Annotated in this window: 20 protein-coding genes; 7 read left to right on the top strand and 13 right to left on the bottom strand. The window is 60.9% G+C overall.

What is annotated here, in order from left to right:
- Positions 1 to 153: 153 nt before the first annotated feature.
- Positions 154 to 2,022 carry a translational GTPase TypA gene (typA, locus tag AC2YB9_RS03465; RefSeq protein ID WP_487267366.1) on the top strand — a complete coding sequence of 623 codons (1,869 nt, stop codon included), beginning with the start codon at positions 154 to 156 and terminating at the stop codon, positions 2,020 to 2,022.
- Between the two features lie 109 nt (positions 2,023 to 2,131).
- On the opposite strand, the gene AC2YB9_RS03460 is transcribed toward typA, so the two are convergent.
- The 4 genes from AC2YB9_RS03460 to AC2YB9_RS03445 all read right to left on the bottom strand — a co-directional run bounded on the left by AC2YB9_RS03460 (position 2,132) and on the right by AC2YB9_RS03445 (position 6,382).
- The gene (locus tag AC2YB9_RS03460; RefSeq protein ID WP_487267365.1) at positions 2,132 to 2,923 is read right to left on the bottom strand and encodes a hypothetical protein; all 792 of its coding nucleotides are present in this window, start codon (positions 2,921 to 2,923) and stop codon (positions 2,132 to 2,134) included.
- A 335-nt stretch (positions 2,924 to 3,258) separates the two neighbouring features.
- Complete coding sequence (locus tag AC2YB9_RS03455; RefSeq protein ID WP_487267364.1) at positions 3,259 to 3,879, bottom strand: alpha-ketoglutarate-dependent dioxygenase AlkB; 621 nt, start codon at positions 3,877 to 3,879, stop codon at positions 3,259 to 3,261.
- Positions 3,880 to 3,905: 26 nt separating this feature from the next.
- Complete coding sequence (locus AC2YB9_RS03450; RefSeq protein WP_487267363.1) at positions 3,906 to 5,483, bottom strand: ABC transporter permease; 1,578 nt, start codon at positions 5,481 to 5,483, stop codon at positions 3,906 to 3,908.
- Positions 5,480 to 6,382, bottom strand: coding sequence for an ABC transporter ATP-binding protein (locus AC2YB9_RS03445; RefSeq protein ID WP_487267362.1), 903 nt, complete (start codon positions 6,380 to 6,382; stop codon positions 5,480 to 5,482). Before AC2YB9_RS03445 ends, AC2YB9_RS03450 begins: the two co-directional genes overlap by 4 nt.
- 77 nt (positions 6,383 to 6,459) lie before the next feature.
- Between AC2YB9_RS03445 and AC2YB9_RS03440 the strand changes: the two genes are divergently transcribed.
- Positions 6,460 to 6,789 carry a hypothetical protein gene (locus AC2YB9_RS03440; RefSeq protein ID WP_487267361.1) on the top strand — a complete coding sequence of 110 codons (330 nt, stop codon included), beginning with the start codon at positions 6,460 to 6,462 and terminating at the stop codon, positions 6,787 to 6,789.
- Positions 6,790 to 6,866: 77 nt separating this feature from the next.
- On the opposite strand, the gene AC2YB9_RS03435 is transcribed toward AC2YB9_RS03440, so the two are convergent.
- From AC2YB9_RS03435 to AC2YB9_RS03415, 5 genes are all read right to left on the bottom strand, one after another.
- Entirely contained in the window at positions 6,867 to 7,514 is a 648-nt protein-coding gene (locus tag AC2YB9_RS03435) for a hypothetical protein (protein WP_487267360.1), read from the bottom strand.
- Between the two features lie 88 nt (positions 7,515 to 7,602).
- Entirely contained in the window at positions 7,603 to 7,872 is a 270-nt protein-coding gene (locus AC2YB9_RS03430) for a DUF2516 family protein (protein ID WP_487267359.1), read from the bottom strand.
- Positions 7,873 to 7,943: 71 nt separating this feature from the next.
- On the bottom strand, positions 7,944 to 8,471 hold the full coding sequence (locus AC2YB9_RS03425) for a hypothetical protein (protein ID WP_487267358.1): 528 nt from the start codon (positions 8,469 to 8,471) through the stop codon (positions 7,944 to 7,946).
- On the bottom strand, positions 8,468 to 8,890 hold the full coding sequence (locus tag AC2YB9_RS03420; RefSeq protein WP_487267357.1) for a helix-turn-helix domain-containing protein: 423 nt from the start codon (positions 8,888 to 8,890) through the stop codon (positions 8,468 to 8,470). The genes AC2YB9_RS03425 and AC2YB9_RS03420 overlap by 4 nt, the downstream gene beginning before the upstream one ends.
- A gap of 77 nt (positions 8,891 to 8,967) precedes the next feature.
- Entirely contained in the window at positions 8,968 to 9,897 is a 930-nt protein-coding gene (locus AC2YB9_RS03415; RefSeq protein ID WP_487267356.1) for an asparaginase, read from the bottom strand.
- A gap of 66 nt (positions 9,898 to 9,963) precedes the next feature.
- Here AC2YB9_RS03415 and AC2YB9_RS03410 point away from each other — a divergent pair, with 66 nt between their 5' ends.
- Positions 9,964 to 11,037, top strand: a complete 1,074-nt coding sequence (locus AC2YB9_RS03410; protein ID WP_487267355.1) for a mannose-1-phosphate guanylyltransferase — start codon at positions 9,964 to 9,966, stop codon at positions 11,035 to 11,037.
- Here the strand turns inward: AC2YB9_RS03410 and manA are convergent.
- From manA to AC2YB9_RS03390, 4 genes are all read right to left on the bottom strand, one after another.
- Entirely contained in the window at positions 10,985 to 12,235 is a 1,251-nt protein-coding gene (gene manA / locus AC2YB9_RS03405) for a mannose-6-phosphate isomerase, class I (protein ID WP_487267354.1), read from the bottom strand. The genes AC2YB9_RS03410 and manA overlap by 53 nt on opposite strands.
- Before the next feature lie 70 nt (positions 12,236 to 12,305).
- On the bottom strand, positions 12,306 to 14,129 hold the full coding sequence (locus tag AC2YB9_RS03400; protein WP_487267353.1) for a DEAD/DEAH box helicase: 1,824 nt from the start codon (positions 14,127 to 14,129) through the stop codon (positions 12,306 to 12,308).
- A gap of 28 nt (positions 14,130 to 14,157) precedes the next feature.
- Entirely contained in the window at positions 14,158 to 15,642 is a 1,485-nt protein-coding gene (locus AC2YB9_RS03395; protein WP_487267352.1) for a sugar transferase, read from the bottom strand.
- Positions 15,639 to 15,917, bottom strand: a complete 279-nt coding sequence (locus AC2YB9_RS03390; RefSeq protein WP_487267351.1) for a hypothetical protein — start codon at positions 15,915 to 15,917, stop codon at positions 15,639 to 15,641. The genes AC2YB9_RS03395 and AC2YB9_RS03390 overlap by 4 nt, the downstream gene beginning before the upstream one ends.
- A 238-nt stretch (positions 15,918 to 16,155) precedes the next feature.
- Here AC2YB9_RS03390 and AC2YB9_RS03385 point away from each other — a divergent pair, with 238 nt between their 5' ends.
- From AC2YB9_RS03385 to AC2YB9_RS03370, 4 genes are all read left to right on the top strand, one after another.
- Positions 16,156 to 17,124 carry an NAD-dependent epimerase/dehydratase family protein gene (locus AC2YB9_RS03385; RefSeq protein ID WP_487267350.1) on the top strand — a complete coding sequence of 323 codons (969 nt, stop codon included), beginning with the start codon at positions 16,156 to 16,158 and terminating at the stop codon, positions 17,122 to 17,124.
- Complete coding sequence (locus AC2YB9_RS03380; protein ID WP_487267349.1) at positions 17,114 to 18,343, top strand: glycosyltransferase; 1,230 nt, start codon at positions 17,114 to 17,116, stop codon at positions 18,341 to 18,343. Before AC2YB9_RS03385 ends, AC2YB9_RS03380 begins: the two co-directional genes overlap by 11 nt.
- Before the next feature lie 91 nt (positions 18,344 to 18,434).
- A complete protein-coding gene (locus AC2YB9_RS03375; protein ID WP_487267348.1) occupies positions 18,435 to 19,064 on the top strand; it encodes an LPXTG cell wall anchor domain-containing protein in 630 nt (209 codons plus the stop codon).
- A 6-nt stretch (positions 19,065 to 19,070) separates the two neighbouring features.
- A complete protein-coding gene (locus AC2YB9_RS03370) occupies positions 19,071 to 20,873 on the top strand; it encodes a DUF4012 domain-containing protein (protein WP_487267347.1) in 1,803 nt (600 codons plus the stop codon).
- Positions 20,874 to 20,897 lie beyond the last annotated feature (24 nt).

The raw sequence follows: 20,897 nt of genomic DNA, 5'->3' as shown, positions 1-20,897 counted from the left end.
AATAGTAACTTCCATGCAACCATTGCACAAATGTGACCAATGTGACGTGGGACTCAGGGGTGCGATTCACGCTAGACGGTGCGTTTCCCATAGAATTGATCGGCCCCGCATTTCGCGGGCGCCTCTTTCAATTTCAAGGACTCGTACTTCTTCATGTCCAGCATCCGCAATGACCGCCGAAATGTCGCGATCGTGGCTCACGTTGACCACGGCAAGACCACCCTCGTTGACGCCATGATCCAGCAGCAGGGCCACTTCGACGAACATCACCAGCTCCAAGAACGCACGATGGACACCGGTGATCTGGAGCGCGAAAAAGGCATCACGATCCTGGCCAAGAACACTGCGGTCAAATATTCCGGCCCGGGCGCCGACGGCACCGTCGTCATCAACATCATCGACACCCCTGGGCACGCCGACTTCGGTGGCGAGGTCGAACGCGGCCTGTCCATGGTCGATGCCGTCGTCCTGCTCGTTGACGCATCTGAAGGCCCACTGCCGCAGACCCGCTTCGTACTGCGCAAGGCGCTCAACGCCAAAATGCCGGTCATCTTGGTCATCAACAAGGTCGACCGTCCCGACGCCCGCATCGCTGAGGTCATCGAAGAAACCTACGAACTCTTCATGGACCTGATCGACGACAGCCACGGCGATGCTGCCCTCGACTTCCCGGTCGTGTTCGCCTCCGGCAAAGCCGGCCGTGCTTCGCTGACGCAGCCAAATGATGGCGAAATGCCCGATGGCGAAAACCTGATTCCGCTGTTCCAGACCATCTTGGACACCGTCCCGGCCCCGACCTACACCGAGGGCGCGCCGCTCCAGGCCCACGTCACCAACCTCGACGCCTCGCCGTTCCTCGGCCGGCTTGCGCTCGTACGTGTGCATGAAGGCGAGCTCCGCAAGGGTGCGCAGGTCGCTTGGATGAAGCGCGACGGTTCGGTCGAAAAAGTGAAAATCACTGAACTCCTCGTCACCGAAGAGCTCGAACGCGTTTCGGGTGAAGTCGCCGGTCCCGGCGATATTGTCGCCATCGCAGGTATCCCCGACATCAACATCGGCGAGACGTTGGCCGATCCAGACAACCCGATCGCACTGCCGTTGATCACGGTCGATGAGCCGGCGATCTCGATGACGATCGGCACCAACACCGGCCCGCTGTCGGGTCGCGAAAAGGGCACCAAGGTCACCGCGCGGCTCGTCAAGGAACGCCTTGACCGTGAGCTCATCGGCAATGTCTCGCTGAAGGTGCTCCCGACCGAACGCCCCGATACTTGGGAAGTCCAAGGCCGCGGTGAGCTCGCGCTGGCGATTCTGGTCGAGCAGATGCGCCGCGAGGGTTATGAACTGACGATCGGCAAGCCCCAGGTCGTCACCCGTGAGATCAACGGCAAGCTTCATGAGCCGGTCGAACGTCTCACAATCGATACCCCCGAGCAGTACCTCGGCACCATCACCCAACTCATGGCCGCCCGCAAGGGCCGTATGGAACAAATGGTCAACCACGGCACCGGCTGGGTCCGGATGGAGTTCCTTGTTCCCGCCCGCGGCATGATCGGTTTCCGCACGCAGTTCCTCACCGATACCCACGGCACCGGCATCTCCAACCACGTGTTTGAGGCGTACGAGCCGTGGTTCGGCGAGATCGTCACACGCTCGTCGGGCTCGCTGGTCTCCGATCGTGCCGGCGCTGTTACGTCATACGCGATGACCAACATCCAAGAACGCGGCACGCTCTTCGTCGAACCGACCACCGAGGTCTACGAAGGTATGGTCGTCGGCGAAAACTCCCGCTCCGATGACATGGACATCAACATCGTCCGCGAGAAGAAGCAGAGCAACGTCCGCGCCGCGAGTTCGGATCTGTTCGAGAAGCTGGTCCCGCCGCGCAGGTTGTCGCTGGAGCAGTCGCTTGAGTTCTGCCGCGAAGATGAGTGCGTCGAGGTCACCCCGACAGCGGTGCGTATCCGCAAGGTCATCCTCGACGCGAATGAGCGCAACCGCGCCGGCCGCGGCAAAAAATAGCCCGCCCGACCGACCAGGCGGTGGATGAGCAACCTATCTCGTGACCGGGCGGTGCCTCAGCAACCTAATCCCACCTCATTAGGTTGCTGAGGCACCGCCGCTCGGCGCGTTAGGTTGCTGAGCCACCGACTCTGACGGGTTCGAAGAGCGCACGCCATCGGGCCCCGAACTCGGGCTCAGGACCGTCGTATCCCCGTTCGACGAGTTTGGCGTGTATGCGGAGAGCTAACCTCCGCGGATGGACGAGCAGTTCTTGGGTGACTTGAAAGTAGTCCCATCGGGCACTTCGTAAACCCGCATATCGGCCGATGTCGTGGTTGAACTGGCGGGGATCCTGCGCGTGCTGGCGGCCCTCGTACTCAACAATGAGCCGCCATGCCCGGTACAACAGGTCAACACAAGCCAGGAACACGCCGTCTTCGTGGATGTCGACGTTGACCTCCGGCTGCGGTAGCCCGGCGAAACACAGAATCGCCCGGGTCTCAGACTCCTTGAGCGATCTCGACCGGCCGTCGAGATGTGGCAGCACCCTTAGGACCTGCTTCGCGCCCGGTCGCCACAATTGGAAACGGGCCAATTCGGCCAATTCGTTTCGGGTCATGTGGCCCTCATGTAGCAGCCAGTCACCGACCTTGATGAGGTCAATCAGTCGGGCCGTCGCAGCGTAACCGATGAACGCGGCGGCCGGTGAAACGGCGATGTCGTCGGCGGGCGGGAGGACTTCGGTCCGATGCAGAAACACCGAATCCATCTCCAGATGCAGATCGGTCGGGATTGTGAATTCGACCGGAAAGGCTGGGCCATAATCCAAACCCAGGGCGCGGATCCGGCTGATATGACTCAAGCGCGCACGGTTCAGCATGGCGAGGGTTGCGGCCTTGATCCAGTCGAGATCGGTCATAACATGAGATCTCAGGACGTACACACAAGGAAATAGTCGTAGCAAACACATGCTCTGAAGCTGACGAGCTGTCATACCTTCGGCGAGCGCCTGTTCTCGAGAGAATGGAGTGTTCCTGAGTCGTTTGGGTATGCGTGGAGGTCGCGCCATTCCTCCAGCCTGATCCCGCCGACCCTCGATCGCCGGGACCAATTTGTCGGCTGTGGACAATTCATCGTCCAAAGATCCTGTGGACAACCCGCTTATCCCCATCGGGCGGTGGCTGAGCAACCTAAGTGCCTCATTAGGTTGCTGAGGCACCGCCCATCGGCGGGAGGAGTGTGAGGGGAGGTTGGTCAGAGGACGCCGCGGGGACGGAACTGGACGCTGATGCGTGGGCCGACTGGTCGTGCCGTCTTCAAGATCGCGTGATCCCACGTACGTTGACACGAACCGCCCATGACGATGAGGTCGCCGTGGCCGAGCGCGAAGCCGACTTGGTCGCCGCCACCGCGAGGCCGCAACGACAACCGACGGGCTGCGCCGAGTGAGATGATCGCGACCATCGTGTCGTTTGAGCGGCCCCGGCCGATGCGATCACCGTGCCATGCGACGCTGTCACGCCCATCGCGGTAGTGGCACAACCCGGCGGTCGCGAACCGCTCCCCCAACTCATCCGCATAATGTTCGGACAACCGCTCGCGCGCGTCGACCAGAACCTGATCGGGCAGTATGTCATCGGCGCCATATTGGCATAACAACCGAGGCACATCCACGATGTTGTCCCACATTTCGCGCCGCTCAGCCCGCCACGGCACCTCATCACGAAGCCGAAGAAACAGTTCGTCCGATCCGCTGACCCAGCCGGGCTGCACATCGACCCACGCACCATGCGCGAGCACCGTCCGGCCTGGCCGCAGCGCACCCAACTCGGGCGACACTTCAGCGTCGAGCAGCGATCCCTGGAAGAACTCCATCAACCAAGCATACTCGAACAGCTGTTCTATTGCCTGATGTCCCGCGACCTAAGTCCGACGTATGCGGCCAACACCATCCCCACAACGACAATGGACTCAACCAAAAACGAAGTCGCCGAAAAATCAGCCGCGGGCAACAACCGGTCATGCGTGAACGGCGAGAGATTCATGACCCAGGTCGGCAGCCTCAACGCCGCGCCGAGCAGCATCACGACGAAGCAGAACGCAAGCGGGATCCACGCCAAGAACCCCGCCCGTGGCACGAAGCCGATCAGCACATAAGCGAAGGCGGCCAGAATCATCATCGCCGGGAGATGCGCGAGCGCAGCCAGTGTCAGTCGCCAAAGTTGCGACCCGTCACCGGAGATCAGGCCGTAGGCGAGCCCGGTGCCGAACCCAGCCGCCACGACCACCATGACCGTTCCCAACAACGTGACGGCGAGATGGCTCAACGCCCACGTGCGCCGGGTCAGCGCGGTCGACAGCAACGGCTCAACCCGCCCCGACGTCTCCTCCGAACGCATTCGCAGTGCCGAGGAGATCGCGAAACTCGTCCCTATCAAGGCCAGCATGAGCGCAGTCGTCGAATAGAACGACGCCACGAGGTCACCACCGCCGCGCGCGAAAACGTCTTTGGAGAACTGCGAGTCACCGATCACGTCCCCGATGTCCTTACCGATCGAGCCGTAGGCAACACCCATGAGGAACATCCCGCCGGTCCAGCCGATAACGCTGCCGCGCTGCAGCCGCCACGAAAGCCCGTACGAGTTGCGCAACGACCCGCGCGCCGGACCTGAGCGAGTCGCCCACACACCGGCGCCGACATCGCGCCGACCGAGGATGCGGATGGCGCCGTATGCGACGACGACAGCGAAGCCGACCGAGAGCAGGGCCGGCCACCAGATCTCGCCAGCGTAGGCCCGCATTGCCTGTCCCCAACCGATCGGCGACAACCACGAGAACAACGGATTGCCGATATCACCGATCGCGCGCAAGACGTACGCCAAGCCGATAACGGCCCCTGTGATGCCGTACATGCCGCGGGCGCTCTCGGTGAGTTGTGCCGCGAGCAGAGCCACCGCCATGAACGCCAGCCCGGCTAGCGCACATGCCACGCCGAGTGACACCGAGCCGACAACCGGCAGCCCGTACGTGATCAATACGACTGCGATACCCACACCGAGACCAAGTTCGAGCAGCCCAACGACAATGACTGCAGCGGCGACGGTCGCATACCGGCCAATAGCGTCAGCACGCAGGAGCTCCTCACGCCCGCTCTCTTCCTCGACACGCGTGTGCCGGCCGATCAAGAACATCGCCATCAGCCCTGCGACGATCGCCCCGAATGCGCTCGCTTGCCAGGCCACCTGTCCGCCGATCGTGTTGAGCGCACGGGCCGGCCCAGCCATCGCGATGAAGGCCGCGTTGCCCTGCATCGACGCAGCAGCCTGGTCGAACTCAGCCTGGGTCGAATACAGGCCTTTGACGCTGACCGCCTGCGACCAATAGAGCACGACCGTGCCGAGGAACCACCACACGTACGAGAACCAGTCGCGACGTATGAAGAACCGGACGAAAATCCCGGTCCCGGTGAATGAGCTCATGCGGGATCGGCCGCGATTTCATCGCCGTAGTTACGCAGGAAGAGCTCCTCGAGTGTTGGCGGCTGACTCGTCAGACTCTGTATGTCGAACTCCCCCAGTTTTGACAGCGCAGCACCCAACCGAACGGTGTCGACCTCGAAGGTCGCACGATTGCCCTCGACGATCAGGCCATGAACGCCATCGAGTCGCTCGAGATCGGTCGGCGGGCGAGACAACTCGGCGGCGATCGACGTACGGGTCAGGTGTCGCAACTCCGCCAATGTGCCGGACTCGACGACCTTGCCGACCCGGATGATGCTGACCCGATCACACAACGCTTCAACCTCGGCGAGGATGTGACTGGACAACAAGACCGCATGCCCCTCGTCTTTGAAATCGTCGATGTAGTCCTGGAACACCGACTCCATGATCGGATCGAGCCCCGACGTCGGTTCATCGAGGATCAGCAGATCAACATCACTGGCAAGCGCGGCAACAAGGGCGACTTTCTGCCGGTTACCCTTGGAATAGGCGCGCCCCTTCTTGGTCGGATCCAACTCGAAGCGCTCGATCAGTTCAGCGCGACGCGACTCGTTGAGACCACCGCGCAGCCGGCCGAGCAGGTCGATAACTTCGCCGCCGGACAGATTCGGCCAAAGGTTGACGTCGCCCGGGACATACGCGAGCCGTTTGTGCAGCGCCGCACCGTCGGTCCAAGGATCCCCACCCAACAGCTGCACCTCGCCACGGTCGGCGCGCAGTAGTCCGAGCAGGACTCGGAGCGCCGTGGACTTGCCCGCTCCGTTGGGGCCGACAAAACCGTGTACTTCACCCGCAGCGACGGTGAGGTTGAGCCCGTCGAGGGCACGTGTTGTGCCAAAACTCTTGTGTAGATCGGCGATCGTAATCACATCGGTCATGCAATCCAACCTATACGGGACGCGCCCGATTGAGCGGCACCTGACCAAAGCAAAACGCTTTGACGCACAATGGGTCTGTGAATGATTCCGTGATCGATAAAGCGCGCTCTGCGGCAGATCCTTGGGCTGCCATCTGGTCGGTCGTCGATGACCTGACCACGGACCGCGAGCTCGACATTGATGCCCATATCGAGTCAGGGTTCTCGAGCCTGATCATGGCAGCCTCTGATGCGGACTTGATTGACCGTGAACTCCACATTGAGGCCACCGCGCGCTGGATTCTTGCACTCGTGTGCGCATACCGCACGCTGATCGCGAAGCATACAAGCCTCGACCCGGACACCGAGATCGCCACGATGCGGCTCATCATCTCGCGCTATGTGCGACCAGCGCGACCCGGTGTTTGAGCCAACCTAAACCCCCGGGCGGGGTGGTGCCTCAGCCGCCGTATGGCCGGTCAGCACGGTGGCTGAGGCACCACCCTTCAGCTGAAAAGTAGTCTCCATGCTTGGGCAAAATTGGGCGGCCGGCCCCGATAGCCTCGCTCGACCCATCCCTGCGCGTCCGCCCCGTCAACATTCAACTGCGGCTCCGGCAGTCCAGCGCTCACAATGACGCAACGGAGCTCAGTTTCCTTCGGCGATTCAGCAGCAATCCGCAACATTGGGATCGCCCGGGCGGGCCGGCGCGGATCTGACCTCAGCAGCCAATTTTCGACCGTCGTATGGCCATCACGCAACAACCAGTCCCCGATCATGACCAGGTGGAGCAACGGTGCATACGCACCCGAACCCGCGAAGGCCGCTTCGACACTCACGAGTCGCCCGAAACTCTGCGGCATTCTGGTCGTGCGGTGCAACCGGATCTCGGCGATGTCACGGTGCAGATCCCGACCGATCAGGAAGTGAAATGGCCGCCGGCGACCCAGATCAATCCCGCGCAACTGGATCCGGGTTATATGGCTGACACACGCGTCCTTTGGAGTTGCCAGCATCGCCGCCTCGATCCAGCCCAGTTGATCCAGCTTCACCCCGCGCAGGACATACACCGCGGGGAAGATTCGCAGGAATCGATAACTGTCGAGAATGCGCGAGGTCAGGCCGAGCGCCGTCACCTGTGCATATCTCGCCAATCCCCCAGGGTGGTGCCTCAGCCACCGTATGGGCGCTCAGCACGGTGGCTGACCCACCACCCCGACAGGAGAACCCAAGGGGCGTACGTCAGTCGGAGCCACGCAACTGGGCGAGATACACCAATGCGAGTACGGTGCCGGCGAGGTTGAGCAACCCGAGCGGGTACCAACTGACCAAATTGACTGCAAGCCCGAGGCCAAGCAGGACCAGCCACGAGCGCTTCGGCATCGAGCCAGCGGCATGAAATTTGCCCTCATTGCGGAGAGCGCAGTCGATGAGCGCAATCGCCTTGATCCCGAAAAGGACAAACGCGAGAATCAGCAGAACACCATTCTGCGCAGAAAAGAGATCAAGCACTGCTCAAGGATAGTGGACGCACGAAAGCCGGGCCCCCTCCGTGGAGAGAACCCGGCTCGAGTGGCCTAACTTCAGGCGTTGTTGGCAGCAGCAGGCTTAGTCGCAGGAGCCTTCTTGGTGACCGGCTTGGTCGCGGTCTTGGCAGCAGGCTTCTTCGCCGCAGCGGTCTTGGTGGCAGGAGCCTTCTTGGCAACCGGCTTCTTCGCCGCGGCCGGCTTCTTCTTCGCGGCCGGCTTGGCAGCAGGAGCCTTCTTGGTGACCTTGTTGACGGTCACCTTGGCCTCAGCAATAACGCCTTCGGCCTTGTCCTTGGCGTCATCGGCAACAGTTTCGGCCTTTTCCAAGAGGTCAGTAGCAACCTTCAGGGCATCAGCTTTGACGTCGTCAACCTTGAGGCCCTTGGCCTTCGAGACGAGTCCTTCGCCCCTCTTGGTGAGATCGGTGTAGACGCTGGTGGCCTGGTCGAGAGTGCCCTGCGCAAACGTGGTGGCCTGCTTCTTGAGGTCGTTAACGTCGACCTTCTTGAACGAAGCGGGGAGGCCCTTAACGTCTTCGACGATGGACTTGAACTGGGCGTTGATGGAATCGGTAATGCTCATTTTTTCTCCATTGGGTTGGGTTTTGGCACCGCTGGGTGCTCGGTGGAAAGTTCGTCAACTGAGACCGCATCGCTTCCGACAAATGATCGGTAGATGTCGAGAAGTGCGCTCTTCTGTCGTTCCGTCAGCAGCGGGTCAAAGTCGATCGCGTCTTCGACCATTCGGGTTCGCGATTCATCCAAATCGAGAATCCCGGCGCGTACGTAGAGCGACTCGGCTGAAATCCGGAGCGCTTTCGCGATCTGCTGAAGGACTTCGGCCGACGGGCGGCGCAATCCGCGTTCGATCTGGCTGAGATACGGATTGGAAATCTCCGCCAATTCGGACAGTTGTCGAAGCGACATTTGCGCCAGGCTCCGCTGTTCACGCAAGTACTCGCCGAGTGCTTCGGCGGTCTTGTTGAGGTTGAGCTTTGCCATGTCTCAAGTGTGCTTGCAAAAGTTAGCAAATGCAAGCCAGCAGCTTGCGATTTGAATCACATATTGCCCCTGACCTGCTAAAACGCCGCGCGTATGCGGCCAACTGGCAGCCCGCCGCCAAGGATCAGCGACTCCTGTTGGAGGAACTCATGCTCGTAGCCGGCGAGCGTCAGCGCCCTGGCCATAACTACCGGCCGGGCCCGATCGCCGCCGTCAGCAAGCTTAAGTGCGAACGCCGTGCCGTCGGGCATACCGACGACATAGACCGCTTCGGCACCGGCCTTGGCAATCGCGCCGGGAAACGCCCGCATCATGAACACCTCATCGCGGGTTGTGCCACTCACGAATTCAGGTGAGCCGACCATCGCGTCGACCAGTCTGCGCTCAAGCGAGCCGGCCGGAGCCGTCATAAACGAGCCAATTGCCCGCGCTAGCCGGGTCAGCGAGGTCGCCAGGAGCGGCGCGCCACAACCGTCGATGCCGACCGCGGCCGCCGGCTCACCAGTCAACTCCGTGAACGTCTTGTCAATCTCAACCTGGAGCGGGTGTTCGGGGTCGAGATAGTTTTCGATCGGCCAGCCGTTGGTCACGCAGGTCAACAGCATCGCGGCGTGCTTGCCCGAGCAGTCCATCAAAATTGGCGCCGGGGCACCGCCCGCGCGCAGCCAGTCGGCGTGCACCTCTGGGTCATAGGGATAGCTCGGCGGTGTCTGCAATGCCGATTCGTCCAAGCCAGCAAGGTCAAGAATTTCGCGTACGCCGGCCAGATGGATGGCCTCGCCCGAATGACTTGCCGACGCCAAGGCAAGCAACGAGCCCTCGAGCGGCAGACCGGCGCGCAGCATCCCAAGCGCCTGAATGGGCTTATTCGATGAGCGCGGGAAAATAACGGTGTCTGGGTCGCCAATCGACCAAGCGACCTCGCCGGCGGGATTCGTTCGCACCACCGCCCCGCAGTGCCGTCCCTCGACGAATCCAGAACGTACAACCTCCGCAAGAATCTCCACGCGATTAGCCTACGACCCGGCCGCCAACCACCGCATTGGCGGCGGAGCTCCGGCTACGATGACCGGGTGTCTGACTCACCGCTCGCGTCCTTCCACGCCGTCATTCCTGCTGGCGGCGCCGGCACCCGGCTGTGGCCGTTGTCCCGCTCGACGCGCCCCAAGTTTTTGCTCGATCTGACCGGCAGCGGCCGGACCCTTATCCAACAAACGTGGGACCGGCTGGTGCCGCTGGTTGGACCCAACAACATCCACGTGGTGACCGGAGCTGCCCATGCCGAGGCAGTCGCCGCGCAGCTCCCCCAATTGACCAACTTGATCGTCGAGCCGTCGCCGCGTGATTCGATGCCAGCGATCGGGCTGGCCGCAGCAATCATCGCTCAGCGAGATCCCGATGCCGTCATCGGTTCCTTCGCCGCCGATCACGTGATTGCGGACAGCACGCAGTTCGGGGCCGATGTACGCCAAGCGGTCGCCGTCGCACAGACCGGCAAAATCTGCACAATCGGCATCACGCCCGAGGATGCTTCGACTGCCTTCGGCTATATCCAGACCGGCGACCGGCTTGAAGCCGACGGCGCTCCGGACGCACGGGAAGTCGTACGCTTCGTCGAAAAACCCGATGCTGCCACGGCCCAGCAGTATGTCGATACCGGCAGTTACCTGTGGAATGCCGGCATGTTCGTCACCCGAACTGACGTCCTGCTCAACCAGCTCGTCCAACTGCAACCGGCCATGCACGCCGGCCTCGAGGCAATTGCCCGGTCGTGGGATGCCGATGATCGCGCTGCCACGCTCGAATCGGTATGGCCGGGGTTGCCCAAAATTGCCATCGACCACGCAATTGCTGAGCCAGTTGCCGATCGTGGCGGCATGGCCGTCGTACCTGGCCGCTTCGACTGGAGCGATCTTGGCGACTTTGCCGCGCTTGCCGATCTGACTGACGGCGATGATGCGTTATTCATCGATGCCACCGGCTTCGTACGCCATCTCGAAGGCAAGACCGTCACCGTCATTGGGATACGCAATGCGGTCGTGATTGATACTGGCGATGCGCTCCTCGTGACGACCCGTGAGCATGCTCAGCGGGTCAAGGAAGCTCCTGCGGGGTGGCAGCGTCGTGGCCGCGAAGACCTGATCTAGCGTCGAATGGGAGCACGAGGTCGACCATCTTGCTTTGCGGTGTGCGCTTGGTCGGTTCGTACGCCTGAGCCACCTCGCCCAATCCAAGGATTCGTAAGACGCCGTCTTCGGGCCCGGCATACACCGAATCGCCCCGGCTGAGCTTGAAGCTACTGCCCTGCTCATTAACAAGGGCGACCTCGCCGCCGGTGCAGATGATGATCCGCTGACCCTGATTGGGCAGCACCGCTCCGTCCGGCTCGGCGTAGGAAGCCTGGGTGATGGAGAGCGCAAACTCCTCAACATCGGGACTGAAAACCTCGGTCGACAGACCCAAGGCGTCCGGCGTGACACGCGCTGCCCGCGACATGCCCTGCCTGAGACAACGCACCATTCCGGCCGGGTCGACAAACTTCGAGGTCAGACCCGCGCGGAGCACATTGTCCGACGCCGCCATCACCTCGATGCACATGCCGCGCAGGTGCGCATGGATGATTCCGGTGCTCAGGAAGATCGCTTCGCCCGGCTGGAGGGTGAAGCGGTTGAGGAACATCGATAACACGACACCAACATCGTCGGGGAAATATTGGGCTATCTCCACCGCCGTGGCGTAGGCCCGACGAATGTCCAGGCCAGCTTCGGCGAGGATCCCACAGGCCGCCACGATCGACGCGATCTCATCGGCCGCTGGCGGATCGCAGAGCAGCTGTTCGACGAGGTGCACAATGCCGTCGAAGCCAGGCTCGGCGCGAAGCGCGGTCACAAGGCCCTCGGTGAATGGCGAGTCGATTGCGGCCAGAATGCGCAAGATCTCCGCGGTCGGGCGGAAGCCAACGAGCGTATCGAACGTGGTTAGCGCGTAAGCCATCTCCGGCTTGTGATTGGCATCCTTGAAAGATCGATCCGGCGCGGTGATCGGCTTACCGGAGGTCTCTTCATCAGCAAAACCGGCAGCGGCAACCTTGCGCCCCGGGTGAACCTGCAGTGACAACGGCTGGTCCGCGGCCAGAATCTTCATCATGAACGGCAGCTCGCCGGCCACTTCGGTGAGCGGCACGGCAACGCCGACCGCCGCCTCAACCTTCGACGGTCCGAGCGGATGGGTGCCCATCCACATCTCCGCGACCGGCCGGTCAGCGCCGTCTCGGCCGAGGAAGGTCGGGATCGCCGAGCGCGATCCCCAGGCATACGCCTGCGTGGCGTTGTTCAATAGGAACATGGACCAGTCCTTCGACAGAGTGCAACAACGCATTCACTGTACTGGCCGGTAATGATTGGCCGGTGAGGATTCAGCGGTGGCGCGGCTTGCGACCATTCGAACTCGGCGCGCTGTCGGACTTACGCCCTTCGGATTTGCGACCGTCGGACTTGTAGCCGCCCGACTTGGGCTTGTCGAACTTAGGCTTGTCGGACTTGTACTTGTCCGGCTTGCGGCTGCTCCGCTCCCGGGTCTGCGGTTGCGGCCCGGTGTCGGGCTGTAGGTGGATCAGCTGCCCGGAGATCCGCGTGGCCTTGAGTGCATCGAACACGCGCTGCGGCAGATCCTGCGGGAGTTCGACCAAACTGTGATCGGGCCGGATGCTGATATTGCCGAAATCGGCGCGTTTGAGCCCGCCCTCATTTGCGATGGCACCCACGATCGAGCCCGGGCCGACGTGATGCCGTTTGCCGACGGCCAGCCGATAGGTGGCAAAGCCTTCGCTCGAGCGACGCTCACGCGGCCCATTCGACCGGGTCTCACGGCTTTCGCGGTTGCGTTCTGCCGAGCGAGCACGTTCGCGTTTGGGATCCTCGGGGCTGAGGAAGAATTCCTTGTCCTCTTGGCTCATGACAGCCAGCGCGGCCGCGATGTCCTCCATCTGGACCTCATTATCGCGGTGATACTGCTCAATCAGGCCACGGAACTGGTGGAATTGCGGCGAACCGAGGCTCGCAGTGATCGTCTCGGCGAAGCGGGAAGCGCGCTGGGCGTTGACATCCTCGACCGAAGGAAGCGGCATTTCGGTCAGCGGCTGACGGGTCATCTTCTCGATCGACGACAGCAGTCGACGTTCACGCGGAGTGACGAACAGGATCGCCTCGCCGGTGCGTCCCGCGCGACCGGTACGGCCGATGCGGTGGATGTAAGCCTCGCTGTCGTGCGGGATGTCGTAGTTGATGACGTGGCTGATTCGGTCGACATCGAGTCCGCGCGCGGCAACATCGGTGGCAACCAGCAGGTCGAGTTTGCTCGTCTTGAGCTGGTTGATGGTCCGTTCACGCTGCTGCTGGGCGAGGTCGCCATTGATTGCGGCGGCGTTATAGCCGCGAGCGCGAAGTTTCTCGGCGAGCTCTTCGGTGGCCTGTTTGGTGCGGACGAAGATGATCATGCCGTCACCGTCCTCGACCTCGAGGATGCGGGTCAGCGCATCGAGCTTTTGCCCCTGCGACACCGAGAGCCAGCGCTGGCGGGTGTTGGCCGCCGTCATGGTCTTCTTCTTGATCAGGATTTCGATCGGATCGTGCATGTACTGCTTGGAGATCCGCCTGATCGACGACGGCATCGTGGCCGAGAACAGCGCCACCTGCTTGTATTCAGGGGTGTCGGACAAGATTCGTTCGACGTCTTCTTGGAAGCCCATCTTGAGCATCTCATCGGCCTCATCGAGGACGAGATATTCGAGGTTGCCCAGTCGCAGGCTGCCCTTGTCGAGGTGGTCGATGACACGTCCGGGGGTTCCGACGACAATGTGCGCGCCACGCTTCAGACCGGCGAGCTGAACGCCGTAGTTTTGGCCGCCATAGATCGGCAGGATGTTGAGCCCGGGCAAGTTGGCGGCATACGAGGCAAAGGCCTCCGCGACCTGGAGCGCGAGCTCACGGGTCGGTGCGAGCACAAGTGCCTGCGTGTCTTTGCTGGACACGTCGATCCGGCCGAGAATCGGGAGCGCAAAGGCGGCGGTCTTGCCGGTGCCGGTCTGAGCAAGACCGACGACATCCTTGCCTTCGATGAGCAGCGGGATCGTTTCCGCTTGAATGGGTGATGGGGTTTCGTATCCCACGTCGCGCAGCACGCTAAGCAGGCGGTCATCGATGCCGAGATCGGCAAACGTGACCTGGTTTTCGTCAGTCATAAGAGATTAAGACTACCGGTTCGGGCCGCTAGTATGCGCCCTGGGAGCTCAGCACGGCACGTGCCGTTCGCCACAGGATCACGAGGTCCCCCATCAAGGACCAATTCTCGACGTAATAGAGGTCGAGTCGGATGGTTTCTTCCCAGTTCAGATCCGATCGTCCCGAGACCTGCCAGAGTCCGGTGATGCCAGGCCGTACGAGCAACCGGCGGTGATCCTCATATTGATAGGCCGACACCTCGCGCAGCAGCGGCGGGCGCGGGCCGACAAGACTCATCTCGCCGATCAGCACGTTAAACAATTGCGGCAACTCATCGATCGAGTAGCGGCGTAAGAAGCACCCGACCTTTGTCACGCGTGGATCGTCCCGGATCTTAAACAGCATCTCGTTGCCGGCATCAGGTTGCAGATCAAGTTGACCGATCATCTCGTCAGCGCCGACCACCATCGTGCGGAACTTGAACATGCGGAACGTCTGTCGGTCTCTGCCTGCGCGCTCCTGCCGATAGATGATCGACCCTCTGGAGGTCACCGCGACAGCGATTGCCGCCGGGATCATGATCGGCATGGTCAGGACGATCAAGGCGAGCGAACCAAATCGGTCGAACAGCACTTTGGCCCAGCGCTGCGCCCCTTTGTATGCCGGCCGCTCGACATGCAGCAAGGGGAGCCCGGCGACCGGACGAATGTGCACGCGCGGGCCGGCGATATTTGCCAGCGCTGGCGCAAGGATGAGGTCGATGTCATAGCCTTCGAGCTCCCAGCCCAGCCGCCGCACCATTCCCGGATGGGTGGCATCTGAGGCCGCAATGATGATGACTTCAGCACCAATCTGAGCGGTCTCCGCCACGACATTTTCGAATGACGCGATGACCGGGATGCCGGCAATTGAGGGTTCTTCGAGCGGAGAGCTGGGGCAGATGCCGACGATTCGATAGCCCGCGTGCGGCGCTGAATGGAGATTGGCAATCAGTTCACGCAATGAGTACTCGCTACCGACGGCAACCGCGCTGGTCGTCATCCGGCCACTCTGCCGATTCACATTAAGCCATTGACGCCAGCTCCAACGGCTCAAAATAAGGAGGGTTGTGCCGAGGCCCATCGCGACCAGTACATAACTTCGCGGCGCGGTCGACTGGAACACATACCCAACGAAGGCGATCGAGGCGAAAGTCGTCACGGTCGCGTTGATGACGCGCTTGTACTCCGACGGGCCAGCCCCCACAACTCGAGTCTCGCGGCTGTCCGTGACAGTGAGTGCTAGGAACCAAAATGCAATGACCATGATCGACGCCGCGATCCATGGAGCGGTGTACGGCGCATGATCGGCCGACCACCTGGGCAGGCTGGCACAGACGATGTGGGTGGCGGTGAAGGTCCAGACCAAAACGACCAAATCGCTGACCAATAATCTGCGGCTGTAACGCCGCGCCCACGAGGTACGCCGCGGCGGGAATTCAAGATGCGGGTCGGCGGGCAGTGTCACACCATTGAGCGTATCGGGAACGGTCATACAGTGTAGCGTTGTGACCGCGAAAATACGGTGATCACACCGATGATCACCATGATGGCGATCGCCCCGATGAGCAGCGCCAGCGGCACTCCGTCAATCGGGCTGATGCCGCTCACCGACATCCCCATCGCATCCGGGCTGGCGGCGATATCACGCGTTTTTCCGTCCGGCGTAGGACTCGCGATGAGGATATAAACGATCGGCATAATTGCCACCACAAAAGTCATACCAAAACCGAACAGAACGCTGCTCCAGCGCACTCGCAGTTGGGTCATGTCTACTCCGCGGTCAATAAGATGGTTACTGAGAGTAACGACATATGCGCTGGGAAGTTACGCATGGGTATTCGATCAATTTTGCGGTTCAGCTGCGCGGACCTTCCGCGCGAGGTAGACCTAGGACAAACCACATTGCCCGTGACTACGATGAGCATCACTCGTTGAATTCTGTGAACGTGCTCCACACGAAGTCGCATACGCGCCTAGGAGCGAATCAGTAGATGAAGGGAACCTCATGACGATTCTGGTGACTGGAGCGGGTGGCTTCATCGGCGGCCATATGGTGAAAGACCTGCTCGCGAAAGGTCAGGCCGTTCGCGCAGTGGACATCAAGCCGCAGGACGAATGGCACCAGGCGCATGGAGCGGCAGAGAACATCGTCGGAGATTGCTCCGACCCGGCCACAGCGCACGCGATCTCGGCTGGCATGGACGGGGTCTTCAACTATGCGGCCGACATGGGCGGCATGGGTTTCATCGAAAATAACAAGGCCGAATGCATGTTGTCCGTGTTGACCAGCACCAACATGCTGATTGCCGCCCGCGACAATGCCATCAAACGCTTCTTCTATTCCAGTTCGGCCTGTGTCTACAACGGTGCGGCGCAGACTGATCCGCATCTGACCGCACTCAAGGAATCCGATGCCTACCCCGCCGACCCCGAGGACGGCTACGGCTGGGAGAAGCTGTTCAGCGAGCGGATGGCGCGCCACTTCCGCGAGGATTATGGCATCGAAACCCGCATCGCCCGGTTCCACAACGTGTACGGCCCCGAAGGGACCTACGACGGCGGTCGCGAAAAGGCTCCCGCCGCGCTGTCACGCAAAATCGCGATGGCTGGCCTCACCGGCGACAACCTGATCGAAATTTGGGGCGACGGTGAGCAGACTCGCAGCTTCATGTTCATCGACGACTGCATCCGCGGCTCGCAAGAGATCCTCGCTGGCGACTTCGTCGAGCCGGTCAACCTCGGCTCGTCCGAGTTGGTGTCGATCAACCAGATGGTCGACATTCTCGAAGACATCTCCGGCGTCACGGTCGAACGCAAATACAACCTTGATGCACCGCAGGGTGTCCGCGGCCGCAACAGCGACAACACCTTGTTCCACAGCGTCTATGGCTGGGAGCCATCGATCAGCTTGCATGAGGGTCTTGAGAAGACCTATTCATGGATTTACAACGAGCTCAAGAGCAATGGCCACTGAGCCTGCCCGGATCCAGGTCCACGACTTCGCAGGGCATCCATTCCAGGCGGATCTTTCGCGTGAGTTGGCCCGGCGCGGCTTTCGAGTCGACCACGTGTTCGCCGGTCAGTACCAAAGTGGCAAAGGTCGACTCCAGCGCGAGCCGGGCGACCCGGACACGTTGACCTTCACCCCGATCACGGTCGACGCCAAATTCGACAAATATTCGACCACCGGGCGGGCGCGCTTTGAGTTGGCCTATGCGAGGGCGTGGACCCGACACATCGCGGTCACTGCTCCCGATGTCGTATTCGCCTGCAATGTTCCGCTGTTGACCCTCAATCGGTTCCGCAGTTGGGCCGGCCGCAAAAAACAGCCGTGGGTTCTGTGGCACCAAGACATCTTCAGCCGGGCAATGGGCGATGAGCTCGATCGACGCTTTCCTAAACCGTTGGCGCGGTTGGGGCGCACCTATTTCACCTCACGTGAACGCAAAGCAGTCGCATCGGCTTCGCATGTCGTCGCAATCGGCGACGAATTTGGTCGGCTGTATGCCGACTGGGACATCCCGGCCAGCACAATCGACATCATTCCCAATTGGGCGCCGATCGAGGACATCAAACCACTCGAACGCAATAATCTTTGGGCATTGGAGCATCTCACCGGCGGCAGCGATCTGCGGCTCGTGTATGCCGGAATGCTCGGCCGCAAACACAATCCACAACTCCTGATCGACCTGCTCGACCAACTTCGTGGAACCGAAACAAAAGCTGAACTGATCGTGGTCTCCGAGGGCGACGGCGCCGATCACATCCGTGCCGCCGCAGCCGATCGAGCCGATTCCAGCATCACGGTCCTGCCATTCCAGAGCGCCGCAGATCTGCCGCTTGTGTTGGGGTCGGGCGATGTACTCGTTGCGATCCTCGAACCAGAGGCATCGAAATTCTCGATTCCGAGCAAGGTGTTGTCCTATCTGTCGGCTGGCCGGCCAATTCTGGGACTCATGCCGCAGGACAACCCGGCAGCCGCCGACATCACGGCAACCGGCGGGTTCATTGCTAAGCCCGACCAACAGGGCGTGGCGCAATCGGCCGAATGGCTCGAAACGTTGATAATCGATCCCGATCGGATCGAACACATCGGTCTCGCGGCACGAACCCTGGCCGAGGAGAAATTCGGTATCGAGCCAATCACCGACCAATTCGTTGACGTCATCAATGGCGCGCTCGCAGCGCGTTGAGGGACAACTGCATAAAATTAGTCGCTGGCAGCGGTAACCTCATCACTACTGCATCGTTGTAGTAGATAACACCAATAGATAAGGGTCTTCCATGTTGCGGTTTCGCAAGCTATCCGTCGCAATTGCGGCGGCAGCCACCGTTTGCCTCGGCTTACTGCCGTCGGCTGCGTCCGCCTATCCCGCTCCGATCACTCCGCAGATCTCCATGAACGTGAACCACTGCTACATCGGTGGCACGCCGATCACCGTGCATGCTCATGCGGCTGCTGGCAATTTGAAGCTTCAGGGCACGATGACGATCAAGATCGCGGACAAGACCTACACCAAACGCGGCACCGATCTGAAGGCGACTTACCAGACCAGCAAGGTCACCAAAAATACCCAGTTCAAGGTCACTGCGACATTCGTGCCCGACCCGCAGTCCAAAATTGGCCCCGCGAACGCTCCGCTGTCGACTGGCGCGGTTCAGGTGACGCCGGCAAGTTTCGACGCTTCAGCATTGGCCACTAAAATCAAAAGCAACTCGGTTTCGAAGACAGTGACACTCGCCCCGGCGAACCCTGGCTGCAGTCCAAACAATGGCGATAATGCTTCGGGCGTGCTGCCGAACACCGGTGGCACCAACGCTTGGTACATCGTTCTCGGCGCGGCGCTGCTTGCGATGGGCGCTGGCATCACCGTGATGGCCCGTGGACGTCGCAGCATCCACAAGTCGCTCTGAGTTGATGTGTCCAAGCGGACACGTCGCTGGAAAAGGCGCCTGCAGCGCAAGTGGCGGCGCACACCACGACGACAATTGCTTATTGGGTCGCTGCTTACCGTCACGGTCGTTATCGGCCTCACCGTAACGATTCAGGCGTGGCTGGCTCGCAACAATCTTGAGCAGGCCAAGTCGAGCGCAATCACGTTGGAAGCTGCTATCGCTGACGGCAACAAAGAGCTTGCAGCTAAAGCGCTTGACCGATTGCAAGATTCCGCGAGTAGCGCTCACGGGCATACCAATGGTCCATTGTGGAAGCTTGGCACGTTCGTTCCGTTCATCGGCGATGACATAGCCGCTGTCCGCACGGTAGCCAGGGTTCTTGATACGGTCTCGGCCAATGCATTGCCGCCCGTTGTCGACATCTCGACGCAACTGAACCTCAACCACTTCAGTCCAAAGAGCGGCAAGGTTGATCTCAAAGGATTGGCCCGACTCAATGCACCGGTCAAAGAATTTAATTCGTTGCTCGCACGGCAGGCAAAGATGCTCGACTCAATCGAACTGTCGTCGCTGAACGGTCCAGTACGTAGCCCGGTAACTTTGCTCGTCGACAAGATCAATACGGCGGCCGACGCGGCCCAGATTGCCCACGATGCGCTCGAGTTGATACCGACCATGCTCGGCGACCAAAAACGTACCTACTTGATCGTGTTTCAAAATAATGCTGAAATCCGGGCAACCGGTGGGCTCCCTGGCTCCTACCTGATCGCGCACGTCGACAACGGCAAGATCACCCGCGGGAAGCAAGGCACGGGCTCCGACTTCGGCAAACGTTCCAGCACGGCGATCGCGTTGACCAAAGAAGAGAAACAGATCTACACCGATGATCTGGCAAAGTACTTTATCGACTCGAATCTGACCCCCGAGTTCCCGCGGACTGCGCAGATCATGAAGTCCATCATCAAATCCGAAACCGGGACGAACGTTGACGGCGTGGTCTCCGTCGACCCGGTTGCGATGTCTTACCTCTTAGCTGGCACCGGGCCCGTGACGTTGGCCGACGGGACGGTGCTGACTGCACAGAACGCAGTGAGTGAACTGCTCAATCAGTCCTATCTGCGCTTCCCGCAACAGAACGAATCCGATGATTTCTTCAAAGATGCGGCCGCGAAGCTGTTCGACTACGTCACCGATGGGAATGGCGACGCGGGTCAGACGATCCGTGGATTCGTTCGCGCTGCCAAGGAGCGGCGAATCTATGTTTGGTCGGACAAAACCGCCGAACAGGCAAAACTCAGTTCGATGGCGGTTGCCGGGGCGCTCAAATCCGACAGCGATACACATCCGACGCTGGGGATTTATCTCAATGACGCGACCGGCACCAAATTGGAGTACTACCTCCGCTACGCAACGAACGTTCGGTCGTTGCAGTGTCGCAACGACGGATCGCAACTCGTCGAGGCACGGATCGATCTAGCCTCCTACGCCCCCAAGGATGCCGCCAAATTGCCGCAGTCGATCGTGACCGACGTTTACGGCGTTAAGAAGGGGAACATGGTCGTCAACACAGAGTTCTACCTTCCAACCGGCGCAAGCCTGATGAGCGCCAAAACCCCTCACGTCAAACTCCCGACGACGACTCGCCGGCACAAGGGCCACGACGTACTCAGCATCCCGTCCGAGCTTGCACCAGGTGATCGAACGTGGATCGACATCATGTTCTATACCGGTCCCGGACAGACCGAGACAATCAAGGTTCGTTCGACGCCGAGCGTTGAGTCAGGCGTCCACGTCAAGGTTTCACCCAGCGCCTGCAGTTCCAACTAGTCGGTCGCGGGTCGTTGATCAGCG

It is taken from the genome of Aeromicrobium changchenzhani (assembly GCF_057586615.1).
The sequence above is the reverse complement of the archived record's forward strand: the minus strand, read 5'-3'. Positions and strand labels throughout refer to the sequence as shown.